Annotated in this window: 15 protein-coding genes and 1 tRNA gene; 8 read left to right on the top strand and 8 right to left on the bottom strand. The window is 70.4% G+C overall.

All coding sequences use genetic code 11. The features are described from left to right. Positions 1-2: 2 nt before the first annotated feature. From ACZ7L7_RS23665 to ACZ7L7_RS23650, 4 genes are all read right to left on the bottom strand, one after another. Positions 3-1,295 carry a homoserine dehydrogenase gene (locus tag ACZ7L7_RS23665; protein ID WP_285510106.1) on the bottom strand — a complete coding sequence of 431 codons (1,293 nt, stop codon included), beginning with the start codon at positions 1,293-1,295 and terminating at the stop codon, positions 3-5. Positions 1,296-1,441: 146 nt separating this feature from the next. Further along, a complete protein-coding gene (lysA, locus tag ACZ7L7_RS23660) occupies positions 1,442-2,833 on the bottom strand; it encodes a diaminopimelate decarboxylase (protein ID WP_472077040.1) in 1,392 nt (463 codons plus the stop codon). A gap of 17 nt (positions 2,834-2,850) precedes the next feature. Next, on the bottom strand, positions 2,851-4,128 hold the full coding sequence (gene nrtL, locus ACZ7L7_RS23655) for an ArgS-related anticodon-binding protein NrtL (RefSeq protein WP_472077038.1): 1,278 nt from the start codon (positions 4,126-4,128) through the stop codon (positions 2,851-2,853). Positions 4,129-4,200: 72 nt separating this feature from the next. Continuing rightward, a complete protein-coding gene (locus tag ACZ7L7_RS23650; protein WP_285510109.1) occupies positions 4,201-4,698 on the bottom strand; it encodes a response regulator in 498 nt (165 codons plus the stop codon). A 105-nt stretch (positions 4,699-4,803) separates the two neighbouring features. On the opposite strand from ACZ7L7_RS23650, the gene ACZ7L7_RS23645 reads away from it, so the two are divergent. Further along, positions 4,804-4,875, top strand: a tRNA-Arg gene (locus ACZ7L7_RS23645). Between the two features lie 70 nt (positions 4,876-4,945). On the opposite strand, the gene ACZ7L7_RS23640 is transcribed toward ACZ7L7_RS23645, so the two are convergent. Both ACZ7L7_RS23640 and ACZ7L7_RS23635 read right to left on the bottom strand, forming a co-directional pair. Continuing rightward, positions 4,946-5,950, bottom strand: coding sequence for a hypothetical protein (locus ACZ7L7_RS23640; RefSeq protein WP_472077036.1), 1,005 nt, complete (start codon positions 5,948-5,950; stop codon positions 4,946-4,948). Positions 5,951-6,212: 262 nt separating this feature from the next. After that, positions 6,213-6,797, bottom strand: a complete 585-nt coding sequence (locus tag ACZ7L7_RS23635) for a hypothetical protein (RefSeq protein WP_472077034.1) — start codon at positions 6,795-6,797, stop codon at positions 6,213-6,215. A 275-nt stretch (positions 6,798-7,072) separates the two neighbouring features. On the opposite strand from ACZ7L7_RS23635, the gene ACZ7L7_RS23630 reads away from it, so the two are divergent. The 3 genes from ACZ7L7_RS23630 to ACZ7L7_RS23620 all read left to right on the top strand — a co-directional run bounded on the left by ACZ7L7_RS23630 (position 7,073) and on the right by ACZ7L7_RS23620 (position 10,803). Further along, complete coding sequence (locus ACZ7L7_RS23630) at positions 7,073-7,576, top strand: hypothetical protein (RefSeq protein ID WP_472077032.1); 504 nt, start codon at positions 7,073-7,075, stop codon at positions 7,574-7,576. Between the two features lie 729 nt (positions 7,577-8,305). Next, positions 8,306-8,713, top strand: coding sequence for a hypothetical protein (locus ACZ7L7_RS23625; RefSeq protein ID WP_453607429.1), 408 nt, complete (start codon positions 8,306-8,308; stop codon positions 8,711-8,713). Between the two features lie 317 nt (positions 8,714-9,030). After that, positions 9,031-10,803 carry a beta-ketoacyl-[acyl-carrier-protein] synthase family protein gene (locus ACZ7L7_RS23620; protein WP_472077030.1) on the top strand — a complete coding sequence of 591 codons (1,773 nt, stop codon included), beginning with the start codon at positions 9,031-9,033 and terminating at the stop codon, positions 10,801-10,803. 127 nt (positions 10,804-10,930) lie between these two features. On the opposite strand, the gene ku is transcribed toward ACZ7L7_RS23620, so the two are convergent. After that, on the bottom strand, positions 10,931-11,989 hold the full coding sequence (ku, locus tag ACZ7L7_RS23615) for a non-homologous end joining protein Ku (RefSeq protein WP_472077028.1): 1,059 nt from the start codon (positions 11,987-11,989) through the stop codon (positions 10,931-10,933). Positions 11,990-12,061: 72 nt separating this feature from the next. On the opposite strand from ku, the gene ligD reads away from it, so the two are divergent. Beyond that, positions 12,062-12,943: a non-homologous end-joining DNA ligase gene (ligD, locus tag ACZ7L7_RS23610; protein ID WP_453607424.1), complete on the top strand. Its 882-nt coding sequence runs from the start codon at positions 12,062-12,064 to the stop codon at positions 12,941-12,943. 8 nt (positions 12,944-12,951) lie between these two features. Here the strand turns inward: ligD and ACZ7L7_RS23605 are convergent, their stop codons facing one another. Continuing rightward, positions 12,952-13,755 carry a nuclease-related domain-containing protein gene (locus ACZ7L7_RS23605; RefSeq protein ID WP_285510130.1) on the bottom strand — a complete coding sequence of 268 codons (804 nt, stop codon included), beginning with the start codon at positions 13,753-13,755 and terminating at the stop codon, positions 12,952-12,954. A gap of 103 nt (positions 13,756-13,858) precedes the next feature. Between ACZ7L7_RS23605 and ACZ7L7_RS23600 the strand changes: the two genes are divergently transcribed. The 3 genes from ACZ7L7_RS23600 to ACZ7L7_RS23590 all read left to right on the top strand — a co-directional run bounded on the left by ACZ7L7_RS23600 (position 13,859) and on the right by ACZ7L7_RS23590 (position 16,462). Then, positions 13,859-14,365, top strand: coding sequence for a protein-tyrosine phosphatase family protein (locus ACZ7L7_RS23600; RefSeq protein ID WP_285510131.1), 507 nt, complete (start codon positions 13,859-13,861; stop codon positions 14,363-14,365). 106 nt (positions 14,366-14,471) lie between these two features. Continuing rightward, positions 14,472-15,188 carry a hypothetical protein gene (locus tag ACZ7L7_RS23595; RefSeq protein ID WP_285510132.1) on the top strand — a complete coding sequence of 239 codons (717 nt, stop codon included), beginning with the start codon at positions 14,472-14,474 and terminating at the stop codon, positions 15,186-15,188. Continuing rightward, a complete protein-coding gene (locus tag ACZ7L7_RS23590; protein ID WP_285510133.1) occupies positions 15,185-16,462 on the top strand; it encodes a sensor histidine kinase in 1,278 nt (425 codons plus the stop codon). Before ACZ7L7_RS23595 ends, ACZ7L7_RS23590 begins: the two co-directional genes overlap by 4 nt. The last annotated feature ends 90 nt before the right edge of the window (positions 16,463-16,552 follow it).

Here is a 16,552-nt window from a genome sequence, read left to right as displayed (position 1 = left end):
GGTTACTCTCCTTCAACCCGCATGATGCTGGCGACACCACGCACGGTGTCGAGCTTGCGCAACGCCTCGACGGTGCCGCCGAGGGCCGCGTCGGACGCACGGTGAGTCACGACGACGAGGGACGCCTCGCCGTCCTTGCCCTGCTGCCGAACCGTATCGATCGAGACATCGTGATCGGCGAAGACGGTCGCCACCTGGGCCAGTACGCCCGGTTTGTCGGCGACGTCGAGGCTGATGTGGTAGCGCGTGACGACGTCGCCCATGCCGGAGACGGGCAGGGCGGCGTACGCGGACTCGCCGGGTCCGGTGGTGCCGCTGAGCCGGTTGCGGCAGACGGCGACCAGGTCACCGAGGACGGCGGAGGCGGTCGGGGCGCCGCCCGCGCCGGGGCCGTAGAACATCAGCTGGCCGGAGGCGTCGGACTCGACGAAGACGGCGTTGTACGCGCCGCGCACGGAGGCGAGCGGGTGCGTGAGCGGGATCATCGCGGGGTGCACGCGCGCGGTGACCGACTGGCCGTCCTCGGCCCGCTCGCAGATGGCGAGCAGCTTGATGGTGCAGCCCATCTCCTTGGCGGAGGCGAAGTCGGCGGCGGTGACCTCGGTCATGCCCTCGCGGTAGACGTCGTCGAGGCGCACGCGCGTGTGGAAGGCGATCCCGGCGAGGATGGCGGCCTTGGCGGCGGCGTCGAAGCCCTCCACGTCGGCGGTGGGGTCGGCCTCGGCGTACCCGAGGGCGGTGGCCTCGTCGAGGGCCTCCTGGTAGCCGGCCCCCGTGGTGTCCATCTTGTCGAGGATGAAGTTGGTGGTGCCGTTGACGATGCCGAGCACCCGGTTGACCTTGTCGCCGGCGAGGGACTCGCGCAGCGGGCGGATCAGCGGGATGGCACCGGCCACGGCGGCCTCGTAGTAGAGGTCCTTGCCGTGGGCCTCGGCGGCGGCGTGCAGATCGGCGCCGTCCTGGGCGAGCAGCGCCTTGTTGGCGGAGACGACCGAGGCGCCGTGCTCGAAGGCGGTGGTGATCAGCGAACGGGCGGGCTCGATACCGCCGATGACCTCGACGACCACGTCGATGTCGCCGCGTTTGACCAGCGCGGTGGCGTCGGTGGTGATCAGCTCGCGCGCGATGCCCTCACGCACCTTGTCGGGCCGCCGCACGGCGACACCGGCGAGTTCGACGGGGGCACCGATGCGGGCGGCGAGGTCGTCCGCGTGCGTCGTCATGATGCGCGCCACCTCTGAGCCGACCACTCCACAGCCCAGCAGCGCCACCTTCAGCGGACGCGTACGCATCATCCGACCTCGTTTCCTTTACCTTCTACGGTTGGACCAGTCTCACTCACCGGACCGGAGTTTCTATCTCTGGTCCGGATCGTGAGACGACTATTTCATTATGTTGGCAGGCGGGAACCGGAAGATCTCCCGCCCCTCATGTCCGTGCTTTATCCGACGTCGAGACGCAGCAGATCCTCCTCCGTCTCCCGCCGGACGATCACCCGGGACTCGCCGTCGCGCACGGCGACGACGGGCGGCCGGAGCACATGGTTGTAGTTGCTGGCCATGGACCGGCAGTAGGCCCCGGTCGCCGGTACGGCGATCAGGTCACCCGGCGCCAGGTCGGCCGGCAGGAACGCGTCCTTGACCACGATGTCCCCGCTCTCGCAATGCTTGCCGACGACCCGCGCCAGCATCGGCTCGGCGTCGGAGGTGCGGGAGACCAGCGCGACGCTGTACTCGGCGTCGTAGAGCGCGGTGCGGATGTTGTCGGACATGCCGCCGTCGACGGAGACGTAGGTACGCAGCCCGTCGAGCGGCTTGACGGTGCCGACCTCGTAGAGCGTGAAGGCGGTGGGCCCGACAATGGCCCGCCCCGGCTCCACGGAGATCCGAGGCGTACGCAGCCGGGCACCCTCACACTCCCGGGTGACAATCTCGGTGAGCGCCTTGGCGATCTCATGCGGCTCACGAGGATCGTCGTCACTCGTATAGGCAATCCCGAGCCCGCCCCCGAGATCGATCTCGGGCAGTTCCACGCCGTGCTCGTCCCGGATGTCCTTGAGCAACCCGACCACGCGGTGGGCGGCGACCTCGAACCCGCTCATGTCGAAGATCTGCGAACCGATGTGCGAGTGGATCCCGATCAGCTCCAGCGAGTCGAGCTGCAGCGCCCGCCGCACGGCCTCCGCGGCCTGTCCCCCGGCCAGCGGGATGCCGAACTTCTGGTCCTCGTGGGCGGTGGCGATGAACTCGTGGGTGTGCGCCTCGACGCCGACGGTGATACGGATCTGCACGCGCTGCCGCTTGCCGAGCTCCCGCGCGATGTGGGCGACGCGGACGATCTCCTGGAAGGAGTCGAGGACGATCCGCCCCACCCCGGCCTCGGTGGCGCGCCGGATCTCGTCCTTGGACTTGTTGTTCCCGTGGAAGGCGATCCGCTCGGCGGGCATCCCACCGGACAGCGCTGTCGCAAGCTCCCCACCGGAGCACACGTCGAGGTTGAGCCCCTCCTCGTACAGCCACCGCACGACGGCACGGGAGAGGAAGGCCTTGCCCGCGTAGAAGACGTCGGCGTCGGCACCGAAGGCGGTACGCCAGGCGCGGGCCCGGGCCCGGAAGTCGGCCTCGTCGAGGACGTAGGCGGGCGTGCCGTGCTGCTCCGCGAGGGTCTGCACGTCAACGCCCCCCACGGTGACAACCCCGTGCTCGTCCCGCCGGACGGTCTGGGCCCACACCTTGGGGTCGAGGGCGTTGAGGTCGGCGGGCGGGCCGGAGAAGTGGCCCTCGGGCAGGACATCGGCGTGACGGGGCCCGGCGGGGTGTGCGGAACGGCTCATGACTCTTGTTGGCTTCCTCAGAGATGTTCGGGTGCGTCGATGCCGAGCAGGGACAGGCCACCGGCCAGCACCGCCCCGGCGGCTTCGGCGAGAGCCAGCCGGGCACGGTGGGCGGCCGAGGGTTTCTCCGCACCGCGGGGCAGCACGGCGGGCAGAAGGGCGAGAGCGGCATCGGCGACGTCGACGAGGTGCCGGGCGAGACGGTCGGGGGTGTGGCGGGTGGCGGAGGAGAGGAGGATGCGGGGGTGGTCGGCGAGGGCGCTGACGAGGTCCTGGAGATGCGGTCCCACGGGGCCCGGTTCACTCGCGAAGCCGAGGTCGGCGGCGTTGCGGGCGAGGGCGCGGGCTTCAGCGGTACGGCCGATGGGGCCGGGTTCACCGGTGAAGCCGTGGTCGGCGGCGGTACGGCCGATGGGACCGGGCCCACTCGCGAAGCCGAGGTCGGCGGCGTTGCGGGAGTGGTCCTGCGCCCCGGCACTACGGCTGACGGGACCCGGCTCACTCGCGAAGCCGAGGTCGGCGGCGTTGCGGGTGAGGGCGCGGGTGCGGGCGTGGGCGTAGCGGACCCGGAAGAGGGGGTTGGCCTCGCGCTGGACCAGGTGCTCGTCGGTGATGCGGGGCCGGTCGTGGGGGGCGGGGTGGAGCAGGGCCCAGCGGGCGGCGTCGGGGCCGAGGGGGAGGGGATCGGAGGGGGCGGGGACGGGGCGTAGGTGGACGGCGCCCGCGGCTGGCGGCCCGGTCGTGGGGACAGCGACCTCGGATCCATGACCGACGCGTACGCCGCCCAGGAGGTTCTCCCATTCCGCCGGTTCCTCCGGGGGCGGGGAGTCGCAGCTGAGCTGCACGCGGGCGCCCTGGGACCGCAGCAGGCGGCCGACGGAGTCCATGACGACGACGGCGCGCACCTCGCAGGGCGCGTGCAGGTGCACGACCTGCCCGCCGAGCTGCTCGCTGAACCCGTACCGCGCCCCGTCCCGCAGGATCTCCTCGACGAGCCCGGTGACGAGCCCGGAGCCGCGCAGCCGGAAATTGAGGAACCCGGGCCCGGTGACCACGACATCGTCGAGGAGATCGTCCCCAACGAGCTGCTGCCGCAGAATCTCGGCAACGCGCAGCGGGGGCTCCCCAGCAGGCCGGGCGAGCTGAAGGGCGACGTTGGTGGCGTAGTCCCCGCACCCGCCGGGCCCCGGCACGGTGACGACCGCCCGCTCCGGCACGTCGACACGGAGTTCCCCCTGATCGACAGCACGACGCACCGCGCGCAGCACGGTACGGGAGAGCTCGACGGGGGTCACGGGACAAGCGTATGGGAGAAGGGGGGTGGGTAAGCGAGCGGGTTTGGACGATCGTCCGAGATGTGGGACGGCTCAGGCCGACCCGTCCCCGGGCGCGCCGGCCCTCCCGCTGGCACTGGCCCCCACGCCTTCACTGGCCCGACTCCGCGCCCGCTCGACCAACTTTCCAACGAGACGGACGAGTTCGGCGGGTTCGAAGGGCTTGGCGAGGAAGGCGTCGACACCGACGTCGAGGCCGGTGTCGACCTCGTACTGCGTACAGGCGCTGACGATGACGAGAGGGAGGTCCCTGGTACGGGGATCGGAACGCAGCCGAGCGGCGGTGCGCAGCCCGTCCAACCGAGGCATGACGACGTCCAGGGTGACGACATCCGGGCGCACCTGATGCACGACGTCCAGACACTCGGCACCATCGGCCGCGGTCACGACCTCGAACCCCTCCAGTTCGAGATTGACCCTGATCAGCTGCCGGATGACCTTGTTGTCGTCCACAACAAGCACCCGACCCGACGCGCCTGGCACAAGTCGAGAGTAGGTCCGGACCGGCCACCGCGTCCGGGTTTTCCCCACTTCCACCCCCTGCGGGCGCCCCCACCCCGAGAAACCCGTTCATGAACACCCCACCGGAGCTGGTAGTGTTCTTCCCGTCGCCGCCAGCAAGGGCAGCCGCGACAAGCCCCCGTAGCTCAGGGGATAGAGCAACGGCCTCCGGAGCCGTGTGCGCAGGTTCGAATCCTGCCGGGGGCACTCGCCGGTCTGAAGGTTGAAACTGGACCCGACCATGGTGAATGCCGACATGAGAGAGCGGGAGTCAGTCTCACTGACTCCCGCTCTTTCGCACGCACCCCAGCGGGCGGCGCAGACCGGAGGCGAGCTTCTCGCGCCGGTCCAGGATGTCCGGCACGGTCACGCCATAGGGCAGGTCGACGTCCGCGCGCCAGCCGGGGCCGTCGCGGGTGATCGGCGCGGGGAACTTCATGCCCTCACCGCCCTTGCCGAGCGCCTTGTTGATCTCAGCGATGCCGAGCGAGCCCGGCGCGCGCTCCACAATGCCTGAGGTGAGCCGCCCGACCTCGGTCGTGACGACCGCGCGGGAGATGACGGGCTTGTCGGACGGCGCTCCGAGGAACCCGAACCCAGCCGTCAGCAGCGCCGGCGCCAGCACTTCCAGCCAGGTCGGAGCCAGCACGAACAGCACCAGCGCGAGTGGCAGTCCGGCGACGAGGGCGAGCAGCAGGACCAGGCCGCGCAGCTTGACCCGCCTGTCGCGCTGCCGCGACAGCTTCAGGTACTCCTCGACGTTCTCGCGGCGCGCGGCGACCTGCCGCAGCGGCTCGCCCTCGGTGTCGGCGACCCAGCGCATGGTGCCACCGACGAACTTCGCCACACCCACGGGAGCATGGCAGACCAGCCGGGCGGAGTACCAGGGCAGCCGTACCGCGTGATAGGCGGTGGTGTGCCGGGCGTCGCCGCCGAGCCAGCCGAGCGCGGTGAGGAACTCCGGCCTGGACTTCGCCCACACCGGGATCACCTCCCGCCGCTGTCCCGACTTCAGCCGGTCCATCAGGCCCGGACCTGCCGGAGCCGGACCGTCGGCCATGAACGGCTCCCGGTCGTCGGGGTCGTCGTCGGCCCAGTCGGCCGACCACTCGCCGACGGGGATGGCCGACTCGGTCGGCCGGAAGTCGGCGGCCGGGTCGGGCGACTCGCCCCGCGCCGACCAGGCCTTGTCCAGGTCGACCACCTCACCGCCGGACTCGGCGGCCATCTCGGCCACCTCCAGCCGGTTGCACAGTTCGTGATCGTCGTCGGGGTGCTTCACCGGGACTTCCTTCTCTCGGGGAGGGTGGGCCCGGCCGACGCTGTAGGAGGTGGGCGGCCGGGCCCCAACGGAGGCCGCTACGGTGAGCGGCGTGAGCGGGGAATCAGCGGAGTCGTTGCCGTGCCGGTGGTGCGGCACGCCGGTGCCGCAGCGACGGCGGTGGCGCACCCGGCGCTACTGCTCCAAAGAGCACCGCCGCAGATTCGGGGTGCTGTGAGAGCCGTCGCGAGAATCCTGGACAGCCTCTAGCAGCGGTGCCGTGTCATCTCGGTTCCACAAGGTCTTCGAACGTGAACTCCGAGGGTTGCGTGGCACGTAACCCGCCCGGAAGAAGCCGAGATTCAGCCCATGTCTGTTCGCCCTTGTTGCCGTGGACGATGTAGTCGTCGGGGAAACGCTCGGAGAGGAGTTGTTCGCGCGGCTGGATCATCCGGTAGTGGCAGTCCTCCAACTCCGGTGCCGGACCGAGCAGTCCGGCGGAGTACCGCGTGCCGAGGGTGTGCAGCGGCTGGCCGGCGTTGCGGTACGGGATGACCAGCCAGTGGTGGCGTCCCTGTCCGGTGACGGTGTCTACCGGACCGGAGACCGGGCGGGCGGTGGCGTTGCGGCGCAGGGTGACGGTGAAGGACCCGTCCGCCTGCGGCGGGGTCAGCAGCGCTTCCCACCCTTTTGGGTTGGCGAAGCGGGTTCGCATCGGCTCGCCCGTGTGGGTCGGCTGGGTGTTCCACGTGGCGCCGGTCGGCACGAGTACCGCGTCGCCGATCTTGACGGTGCGGGCGGCGGGCGGTGCGGCGTCGGCGGAGACGGCGCGGCCGTCGTGTCCGCCGTGGTTGACGGTGAGCACCATGCGGGTTCGATGCAAGGTGTACCAGGAGACGCTATGCGATTCCTGAGCCGGTGCCGCGCGCCAAGAAGGGTGCGCGGGATGCGGTCGAAGGCCGCCAGAACAGCGGCCGCGTAACACGACAACTGTCCATTCAACAAAAGAGAGTTGGCGCGCTGAGTCAAAATGCGCACGGGTGGCCCAGGCAGTAGCCTGGAAAGGAGAGGGGGCGTTGGCCGACTGGGTTTCAGTTGCGTGCACCCATTTTGGTGGAGGGAAACCTCATGAAGGCAAATGGTATGCGCCACGACTCGTATCGCTCCGCGCTCTGGCGGGCGCTCATTGTTCCCGCCGCAGTGGCCATTGCGGTCCCCGCTCTAGCGACAGACGCCCAGGCCAGCCACCAGCGGACGGTATCCGGAAGAGTCAGCATGCGGATCATGGATTGGGAGAACTTCGGCCCGAACACCGTCTGCAACCGGGGCTTCTCACTTACAACGGTACTCACAAAGGGTGGCCCTTCCGTACCCAACAGCGGATCGGCCAAGTGCGGCGGAGAGATAAGGGTTGAAGTTCACTACACGGTTGCCGCCGATCCGAATGGAGTCGTCCGCGTGACCGCAGGTCGCGTCGATCTCTACGAGGAGGACACGGAGGACAACCGTGACCTGGACGGCAGTCGAGCCCTCGGGAATGCGATTCTCTTTCCGGGGGCAGGAGCTACCTGGAGGGCACATGTGCAGAATTGGGCTGAGGGGGAGCCCGACGACAAGGCTGACGTGACGCTCACCGTGCGCAACTAGTCAACCTAGAGGGCGGTCCGAGTCCCCCGGACCGCCCTCTCAGCGCGATGACACCAACCGCTGTGCAACGTCTCCCTGCTCCTCCACGGACTTTGCGCTCTTCGCAATAGCTGCTTCCTCATTGCCGTCGATGCAGGCGTCCGGCCAACGGCGGGGGCGACGCGCTCAGGCGGTAGCGCGTGCTCCCGCGCTTCCTCCCACACGCGCCAGTACGTTGACGAACCGATCACTCCCCCGCGTTCGTTGCCGAACACACGCCCTTCCTCGGCCGTGCCGAACGTGTCCACGTGTGCCCGTATGTTCGTCACCAGGACGGGCGGGATGGGCATCGGTCGGGCGGGAGTGGGCAGATGCAGGGCGGTGATCGTGCCCGAGCCGGAACCGGAGCCGGACGCCGGAACGCCTCGTCGGCGGACTGGGCCCACTCGCCGCTTGGCCTCGGGGTCGGGTGCTTCGGAACATGCCGCTCGCATCGAATGTGGGGTTGCGCCGTTGAGGCGCATGTTGCCGATGGTCGGGTCGGCCGTGGGGAGTCGCCTCCTGTTGATCGTGGCCCATGCTCTGCTGGAGGACGGTCGCCTCGTACTCGCCGAGGCGCCGAGCGCGCCGGAACTGCCCCCACCCACCAGGCCCGAGGAGGGATCACCGCCCGTTTGCGAGTGATACGGATCCTGCTGTTAGCCTCACACGTCTCTGACGACTCCTCACATAACAGCTAGGGAGACCGAATTGCGCACCAAGCGAGTGCTTCAGGGCGGAATATCCGCACTGGCCATGGGCGTTGTCGCGGTGGCTATGGTGCCGGGCTCGGCACAGGCGCTGGACTGGGACCACGGGCCGCTGTACGACACGGGCAAGCACGCGGCGGCCTACATCGAGGAGCACGGCGACCGCCTCAAGGTCTGTGACACCAAGACCGACGGCAAGAAGGCGTGGGTGAACGTCTTCGACTACTACAGCGGCGATCTCGTGTACAGCCTCACCGATGAGAAGAACGACGGTAAGTGCAGCTACCGGGGCGCCTCGGACGGCGGCAAGTACAACCTCGCGGAATACCACAAGTTCGACGTCATAGTCTCGCATGAGCCCTCGGACAATTCGGGCTCGTATCACTTCCAGTTCCTCAACGATCACTAATTGCAGCATTCACGACGGGCCATCAGCAGCGCTGATGGCCCGCCGGCGCGCTCTCCATTGAGAGTCACACCGAAGCGCATGACCTCCTTTATGGCCGGTGACGCTTTGTCATGCGTGGGCGTGACTTTTCACACACTGACCTCCGCGGGGTATTACGCAACTCCGGTTGAGTCTTGGGGTGTTGCCCCCTCTTCCTCCATTGCCTGCCGCAAAGCCAGGTGAAGGTTCGCCATTCAACTATGGCCTCCTGGCGTCCCGTCGAGTTCACTCGGACAAGTCCGGCAAAAGCACTCGGGGGCACAGGAAGGTGTACAGACATGCGTCAAATTCCCCTACGTCCGCACTCCGTCAGCGCCGCCGAGGTCATTCCAGGGGACCTGGTCGCACTGTCGCGTCAAGACCTCGACGTGCAGCGGTGGTTTGTTGTCGTGCATACCGTGCCTGAGTCGCCGGAGGCGATTCGGGTCGTGTTGCGGCCGCCGCTGGGTGGGGTGGACCGGGAGGAACTGCTCGGGCGGGAACGGGTGGTGACGGTTGGTTGTCGGCGGCTTGATGTGGGTGAGGTGCCGCTGGTGTCCTCCTCGTCGCTGGATGACGTTTCGTTTCGGGACGGGGATCGGGTCAGCTCTCTCAGGGCTGTTGATCCGTTGGCTGACGAGGTCGTTTACGTGCGGCGGTGGGGGGTCTGGCATCGGGATCTGGACGCGCCGGCGGGGGGCTGCGCCGACGAGGCAGTCGGGGACGATGACGTGCGGCGGTGGGCCCAGGATGCCGATCGGGACGGGTTTGTTGTGCGGTATCTGGGGCGGGGGGTTGCCGAGCACGGGGGTGTTCGGGAGCGGGGGCGGCGGGTTGTGGTGACCGGGCTGGGGGCCGTTTCGCCGTTGGGGGTCGGGGTGCGGGAGCTTTGGCGGGGGCTGCTTGACGGGCGGCATGGGATACGGGAGTTGGAGGGGGAGGAGTTCGGCGAGCTGCCTGTACGGGTTGCGGGTGTGGTGCCGGTTGATCCGGCGGAGCTCCTGCCGCGGGCTGCCGCTCGGCGGATGAACCGGGCCGCTCAGTTCGCTGTGCTGGCCGCCCGGGAGGCCTGGGTCGACGCCGGGTTCGTGGAGGGTGGGACTCGGGAGAGTGGGGTTCCCGCCGAGCGGGTTGGGGTGTCGCTCGGGGCCATCCTTGGGGACGCCTCCGTGCTTGTGGGTGGGGATCGGCGGCTTCGGGAGAAGGGCCCCCGTGGGGTTTCGCCGCTTACTACTCCTATGACCGTGCCCTCCCAGGCCGCCTCTCAGGTGTCACTCGATCTGCACATCACCGGTGAGGCCCGGACCGTCACCAGTGCCTGTGCCTCCGGGACCGAGGCCATTGGGGAGGCTGTCGACCGGATTCGGTACGGGCGGGTCGATGTTGCCCTCGCCGGTGGGGCCGAGGCCGTTGTCACGCCCGCCATCATGGCTTCCTTCGCCTCCATGCGGGCCCTCGCCTCCGGGGGCGTCGACTCCGGGTCGCCCTCCCGGCCGTTCGGCAAGGAGCGGGACGGGTTCGTCAACGGCGAAGGGGCCGGGGTGCTCGTACTGGAGGCCGAGGAGCATGCTCGGGCTCGCGGGGCCCGGATCTACTGCGAGGCCGCCGGGTGGGGGCTTTCCGCCGACGCCCATCACATGGCGGCGCCGGATCCCTCCGGGGACGGGGTCGCCCTTGCGCTGCGGCGGGCCGTACGGGACGCCGGAGGGCATCTCGTGGACGTCGTACACGTCAACGCGCATGCCACTGCCACCGTGGAGGGGGATCTCGCCGAGGCGGGGGCGCTGCGGAGTGTGTTCGGGGGGCGGGCTGTGCCGGTAACCGCCCTGAAGGGGCACCTCGGGCATCTGCAGGGGGCTGCCGGTGGGGTGGAGGCCGTTGCCGCCGCGCTCACTCTGCATCACGGGGTTGTGCCGCCCACCCTCTGCGAGGGGGACGTCGACCCCGAGTTGGGGCTGGACGTCGTACAGAGGGGTCCTCGTGAGTTGCCCGCGGACGGGGATCTCGTGCTCAGCAACTCCTTCGGGTTCGGTGGGCACAACGCCGTGCTCGCGTTGCGCCGGGTCGCCTGAGCCTCGGTGAGGGGCGGCGGCGAGTGGCGGTTCTGGGTCAGGGGTCGCGTGGCGCGGTGCGGGATGGGCTCCCGTTCGTGACCCGGAATCGCCACACGCCGCGCCGCACGGTGGGGGCTGTCATGCCTCACGCCGAGCGCTTGCGGGGCGTCGCCTTCTTTGCCGGTGTCTTCTTCGCCGGTGCCTTCTTCGCGGTGCTCTTCGCAGTGCTCTTCGCCGTACTCTTCGACGCCGCCGTCTTCTTCGACGTCCCCGTCGACTTCGACGTCGACTTCTTCGCCGAGGCGGACGTCGTCTTCTTCGCGGCCGTCTTCTTCGCGGACGTCGACTTCTTCGTGGACCCCGTCTGCTTCGGCGTCGAGCGGGCGGATGTCTTGCGGGGCAGGCGCGTGACCTCCGCCGGTTCCTCGCCGCGGGACTCCTTCGCCGCCCGGACGCTCTTTTCCAGGGCGGCCATCAGGTCCAGGACCTTGCCGCCCTCGGCCGGCTCGGGAGTCTCCGGCGGGGCCTCGCCCGCCGCCTTCGCGGCGATGACCTCCTCCACCGCCTCGCGGTACTCGTCGTGGAGGTCCTCCAGGTCGACCTCGCCCAGGGTGTCCATGAGGGCGTCGGCGAGATCCAGTTCCTTGTCGCGGACCGTCACGTCCACGTCGGGGGCCACGCCCTCGGGGGCGCGGACCTCGTCCGGCCAGAGCAGGCCGTGCATGGCGATCGCGTCGCCGACCACGCGCAGCATGCCCAGGCGTTCGCGGCCGCGGAGGGCGAATTTCGCGATGGCGACCTTGTTGCTGCGCTTGAGGGCCTCGCGCAGCAGGGTGTACGGCTTGGCGGCCGGGGCGCCGCTCGCGGCCAGGTAGTACGCCGCGTCCATCTGGAGCGGGTCGATGCGGTCCGCCGGGACGAAGGCCACGATCTCGATCGTCTTCGCGGTCGGCAGCGGCAGGTGCGCGAGGTCCTCCTCCGTGATCGGCACGATCGTGCCGTCCGCGTCCTCGTACCCCTTGCCGATCTCCGACTGGCTGACCTCACGGTCCTCCAGCTCGCAGAACTTCCGGTACCGGATGCGTCCGCCGTCGTCGGTATGGATCTGGCGGAAGGAGATGGAGTGGCTCTCGGTCGCGTTCACCACCTTGATCGGGATGCTGACCAGGCCGAACGAGATGGCTCCGTTCCATATGGATCTCACGTGCAGCACCCTTTCGCCATGCTATGGCGGACTTTCGTCATACTTACCCCTTATGCGTGGGATTCTCATCGTATGACGCCGATCACAGAGGTGGAGGGGCGGCGGGTCGCGCTCAGCAATCTGGAGAAGGTGCTGTACCCGGCGACCGGCTTCACCAAGGGCGAGGTGCTGCACTACTACGCCACCGTCGCCGGGGTGTTCCTGCCCCATCTGCGTGACCGGCCGGTCTCCTTCCTGCGCTACCCGGACGGGCCGGACGGGCAGATCTTCTTCACCAAGAACGTGCCGCCGGGTACCCCCGACTGGGTCACCACGGCCGAGGTCCCCCGTTCGGACGGGCCCGCCAGGATGGTCCTCGTCCAGGACCTGCCGAGTCTGATGTGGGCCGCGAACCAGGTCGCCGAGTTCCACACCCACCAGTGGGTCGCCCAGGCGCCCGGCGTCGCCGACCGGCTCGTCCTCGACCTCGACCCCGGCTCCCCGGCGACCGTGGTGGAGTGCTGCGAGGTCGCCCTGTGGCTGCGGGACAGGCTCGCCGAGGACGGGATCGACGCCTACGCCAAGACCTCCGGGTCGAAAGGGCTGCATCTGCTCGCCGCGGTCTCCGGTTCGTCCTCCGAGGAAGTGTCGGAGTACGCCAAGCAGCTCGCCGTGGAGGCCGAGGAGGCCATGCCCCGGCTCGCCCTGCACCGGATGACCCGCAGCCTGCGGCCCGGGAAGGTGTTCGTCGACTGGAGCCAGAACGCCGCCCGCAAGACCACAGCCGCCCCCTACACCCTGCGCGCCCGCCCCGAGCCCTGGGTCTCCGCGCCCGTGACCTGGGCGGAGGTCGAGGAGTGCCGCTCCCCCGGCCGGCTGGCCTTCGGCGCCCCCGACATTCCGCCCCGCGTCCAGGACTACGGCGATCTGCTGGCGCCGCTGCTCACCGAGTCGCAGTCGCTCCCCGCCTTGTAAGGAAGCACCTACACCCGCTCCCAGATCCTCCGGTCCCGTGCCATCGCGTGCAGGCCCTCCACGTCCCCGGGCTTGAGCACCCCGCCCTGCCGGGCCAGGCCCGCCAGGTCCGTGTCCTGGAGGACGCGCACCTCGCGGACCGGCCCGGTGACCGAGACGTCCGCCGGGCCCGCCAGGGCCAGTACGGGGCGGACCTCGGCGGTCAGGGCGTACGAGGCGCGGTCGGCGTCGGAGCGGACGCGGCGCAGCAGGGGCTGCGGCTCGCGGCGGCCGACGGTGACCATGGGGTCGGCGACGCGGACGCGCTGCTTGCGGGCGTACAGGGTGTGGATGGCGAAGAGGCCGGCCGGACCGATGGCCAGGTGGTGGATACGGGTACCGCCGGGCAGCGGGACGGAGTGCAGGGTGTGCCAGCCCGCGCCGTCGAGGCGGTCCAGGGCCTCCCCGACCGTCTGCTCGGCGGTGAGGGCGCGCCGCCTGGGGTCGGTGCGCAGGCGGCGGGGCGGGCCCGGGTCGCGTTCCAGGTCGATCAGCATGGCCTCGCCTGGCCGGTTGGGTGCCAGGTCGTCGTCGGGGTGGAGGGTCAGCCGGGCCAGTTCGGCCGGGGTCGGCACCGGGGGCGGGCCCACGGTCACCGGGCCGGTGAGGTAGGGGGCCAGGGCCTCCAGGACGTCGTCCTTGTGGTCGTCGCTGATCAGGTTGACCCTGGCCGCCTCCCTGTCGTACCAGGCGATGTTCCTGCCGTCCGTGAGACAGACGTACAGCCGTTCCTGTCCGTGGCGCCGGGTCGGCACGACGCGCAGTCCGCTCATGCACCATCACCCCTTTGACCATGGGAACAGGCGGGGTGCTCCAGGGGCAAGAACCCGGTTACCTTTGAGAGGACTTGGGAGGGGAAGTTGGGGGAGGCGCCAATTGCGTACCCGCAGGAAGCAACCCGACGTTCCGGCCCCGGACACCCGGTGGGACGAGATCGTGCCCGGCCTGTGGATGGGCGGTCATGAGGTCCGTACGGCGTCGGGACAACGGGAGTCCGTCGGCGTCCGGGACGAGTTCGACCTGGTGCAGTCGCTGCTGCGGCTGCCGGGGCACGGGCCCGACCCGGGGGTGGAGCACCAGGTCTGGCCGATCCCGGACGGGCCGCTGGACGGCACCCAGCTGGCGGGCGTGATCCGGCTGGCGCAGGCCGCCGGGGAGGCGCTGGACGCGGGCCGTTCGGTGCTGGTGCGCTGCTACCACGGCTACAACCGCTCGGGGCTTGTGGTGGCGCAGACGCTGATGCGCAGGGGGCACTCGGTGGACGAGGCGATCCGGCTGATACGGTCCCGGCGCTCCCCCTGGGCCCTGCACAATGACCTCTTCGTCGAGTACCTGCGTGCGGGGCTGTACACGGCCCGGCTGCTGGAGGAGCTGACGGAGTGATCGCTCCGGCCCGCCCGGGCGGGCGAAACGGACTTCCCCGAGAATGGGGACTTCCCGGTAAACAAGGTGTCGGGGCCACCGCTCACCTCGGAACCACAGGAGCACCGTGCCCCTCAGCCGTATCCGTACGACCGCCGTGGTCGCCGTTGTGCTGGCGGCCGCCGCGGGCTGCGGTGACGCCGGCGGGCTGCGCGGCGCGGGGGCCACGCCGACGGCGGTGAGCCCGGCCCGGCTGTGGCCGGAGCTGACGCCCGCGTCCTCCCCGGCGTACGAGATCGGTGAGGTGACCACCGAGGTGGTCAAGGGCGTCGAGGTGCCCGGCGACGACATCCGGAAGGTGGATCCGGTGGCGGCGGTGCGGGCCGAGATCGAGTCCGAGCCCGAGGACTACGCGGACACCGACGCTCCGTACCGTGAGACGGCCGCCCGGATGGCGGACTGCGGGGCGGGGGGTGAGCGGGCGGCCCGCTGTCCCGTCCTCACCCCCTACTACCGGGACCTCAACGGCGACGGCCACGAGGACCTCACGCTCGGCTTCCGGCTGCTGCCCGAGAAGCTGACCGCGATCCGCGTCTACACCGTCCAGAAGCACCGGCTGGTGCGCGTCATGGCCTACGACGACGCCGTGAGCGCGGTCGAGCTGGCCGGGCGGTCGGTGATCGTGCGCGCGCCCTCGGAGGTCCCCGGGTACGAGTACCGGCTCCAGTGGACCTGGGACGCCGACGCCAACGCGATGCTGCTCACCCACGACGAGATGGTGCGCACCGGCTCGCGCAAGCCCTCGCAGAAGCCGTCGGCGACCCCGTCCGCGAGCGGCCGATGAGGCCCGCGCTGCCCCGCTGGGCCGGGACGCTCGCCGCGAAGGCCGCCGTGTTCATCACCGTGATGTGCTGTGCGCTGGCGGCGCTGCTCGGCGTGCTGGTGCATGTCTCGGTGACCAATCAGACCGTCGGGCGGGCCCGGACCGAGGCGCTGTCCCACCTCGCGGACGCCACCGAGGCGTTCGAGGCGGGGGACCGGCTGATGCCGGGCGCGGGCGTCGACCCGCCGGGGCTGCCGGAGGAGTTGCGGGAACTGGCGGTCTCCGGGGAGCGCGGCACGATGGTCGCCGACCACGACGGACGGCCGACGATGTGGGCGGCGGGCCCGGCGGACAACGCGCGGGCGCTGGCGGTACGGGTGGACTACTCGCAGCGGGCCCGCACGATCGAGGCCCTCGACCGGGCGATCCTGTGGTCCTCGGCGCTGGCCATCGGCGTGACGCTGCTGGTCGGCGCGCTCGCGGTGACCCGGGTGACCCGGCGGCTGCACGCCACCGCGCGGGTGGCCCGCCGGATCAGCGGCGGCGACCTGGACGCGCGGGTTGACGACCCGCGGACGAAGGATCCGACGCGCCCTCAGGACGAGGTGGCCGCAGTGGCCTCCGCGCTGGACACCATGGCCGCGTCGCTGCAGGGAAAGCTCCAGGCCGAGCAGCGGTTCACCGCGGATGTGGCGCACGAGCTGCGGACACCGCTGACGGGGCTGCACGCGGCGGCAGAGCTCCTGCCGCCGGGGCGGCCGACCGAGCTGGTACGCGACCGGGTGGCCGCGCTGCGCACGCTGACCGAGGACCTGCTGGAGATCTCCCGGCTGGACACCGGGCGGGAGCGGCTCGACGCGGACACCGAGCAGTTGGGGCCGCTGGTCGAGCGGGTGGTGCGGGCGGCCGGGGAGCCGACGGAGGTCGTCGTGGTGCGGGACGTGCCGGTGGACACCGACCGGCGGCGGCTGGAGCGCGTACTGGGGAATCTGGTGGCCAACGCGCACCGGCACGGGCGGGCTCCGGTGCGGGTGGAGGTGGACGGGCCGCGGATCACGGTACGGGACCACGGGGACGGGTATCCGGCCTATCTGCTGGAGCACGGACCGCAGCGCTTCCGCACCGAGGCCGGCGCCAAGGGCCACGGACTGGGACTCACCATCGCACTCGGCCAGGCGGAAGTACTGGGGGCCCGCCTGACCTTCGCGAACGCCGAGGAGGGCGGGGCGGTGGCGACGCTGCGTCTGCCGGACGGCGGGTGCGGGGACGGCGCGTCAGCCGTACGGGGCAGGTGACGGGGGCGCGGATTCCGGACGGAGCGCCCGCGGATTCCTGACAGACCGGGTGACGAGGGCGCGCATTCCGGTCGCCGGGTGACGAGGGAG

The organism is Streptomyces sp. NPDC110618 (assembly GCF_055657065.1).
The sequence above is the reverse complement of the archived record's forward strand: the minus strand, read 5'-3'. Positions and strand labels throughout refer to the sequence as shown.